We start from the raw sequence: 1,257 nt of genomic DNA, 5'->3' as shown, positions 1-1,257 counted from the left end.
AGCCTGGAGGGTTCCCGCTTTCGTGGACAGTGCTTGGGCGTCACCGTCCGCCAATCTTCGAGCCTGATGCGGCGACGAGCAAGTGACCGTGTTTGGTCGTGGCGGTAGCGGATCTGAACGTAGAGTGGCGGCCAGTCGGACGATCCAGGCCGAGCGGCTGGCGGGGCTGTAAAAGAACGGCTTTGCCAAGATTCCGGTGGTGACAGACAGTTGCCGTGCGGGTATCGTTGGCGCTGTGTGACGCCGAGTTCCTGAAAATCGTTTTTCCTCAGCTCGCTGTGCTGCTCATCGATCGGGTCGTCGATGAGGGGCCGCTGGTGCGGATCGCCGCGCGGACCCAGGCGGATCCGGTGGCCTGTCCGCGCTGCGGGACGCTCACCGGGCGGGTGCACGGCTATCACCGCCGCCGCCTTGCGAATCTTCCGGTCGGGGGCAGACCGATGGTGATCGAACTGACCGTGCGGCGGCTGGTCCGCGGCACCCTGGGCTGCCCGCGACAGACCTTCCGCGAGCAGGTGCCCGGACTCGCGGAACGTTATGCCCGCCGTACCCCGGCGCTGGGTGCGCTGATCGCACGGGTGGGGGTGGTGCTGGCCGACCGCGCGGGGGCAGGACTGCTGGGCAGGCTCGCCGTGACCGTCTCACCGACGACTGTGCTGCGCCTGCTCATGGCGCTGCCGATCGCCACCGGGCCGGCCCCGCAGGTACTCAGCGTGGACGACTTCGCGCTCCGGCGTCACCACCGGTACGCAACCCTGCTGATCGACGCCGTCAGCCACCGACGCGTGGACGTGCTGCCCGACCGCCGCGCCACCACCCTGGAGGCCTGGCTGCGCGAGCATCCTGGGGTTCGGGTGATGTGTGCCGCGACGGGTCGGCGGCCTACGCGCAGGCGATCCGCCAGGGCGCCCCGCAGGCGGTGCAGGTCAGCGACCGCTGGCACGTGTGGCACAACCTCGGCGATGCCGTGGAGAAGACCGTGGTCGCCCACAGCCGCTGCTGGCACGCCGGACCGGACCGCACGGCCACCACTCGGGAGGAGCGCACCCGCGCCCGGCACGCCGCCGTCCACACCCTGCTCGACGAGGGCGTCGGGCTGTCCGAGTGCGCGCGGCGCCTGGGGTGGGCGCGCAACACCGTCAAGCGCTATGCCCGGGCCGAATCGGCCGAGGCCCTGCAACGTCCTGCGCAGGACCGCCGCACACTGGTCGCCCCCTACCGCGACCGCCTGCGCCGCCGCCTCGCCGCCGAGCCCGG

At 71.4% G+C, this 1,257-nt stretch carries 2 protein-coding genes and 1 pseudogene; 2 read left to right on the top strand and 1 reads right to left on the bottom strand.

What is annotated here, in order from left to right:
* Positions 1-215 precede the first annotated feature (215 nt).
* A pseudogene (locus MJ797_RS27630) lies at positions 216-458 on the top strand (transposase family protein); the annotation flags it as partial.
* A gap of 183 nt (positions 459-641) precedes the next feature.
* Here MJ797_RS27630 and MJ797_RS23830 read toward each other — a convergent pair.
* Complete coding sequence (locus tag MJ797_RS23830) at positions 642-842, bottom strand: hypothetical protein (RefSeq protein WP_239341456.1); 201 nt, start codon at positions 840-842, stop codon at positions 642-644.
* Between the two features lie 17 nt (positions 843-859).
* Between MJ797_RS23830 and MJ797_RS23825 the strand changes: the two genes are divergently transcribed.
* Positions 860-1,257 (top strand): transposase (locus MJ797_RS23825; RefSeq protein ID WP_255739434.1); only part of this gene is annotated, 398 nt, incomplete at its 3' end.

Origin of the sequence: Protofrankia sp. CiP3 (assembly GCF_917627345.1) — a bacterium.
In the GTDB taxonomy this organism is placed as follows: Bacteria; Actinomycetota; Actinomycetes; order Frankiales; family Frankiaceae; genus Protofrankia.
This window is presented reverse-complemented; position numbering and strand designations above follow the sequence as displayed.

What these genes read in the sequence shown, in the direction of transcription:
- MJ797_RS23830 (WP_239341456.1), bottom strand. Translation starts at nt 842, where the DNA reads ATGCTCGCGCAGCCAGGCCTCCAGGGTGGTGGCGCGGCGGTCGGGCAG.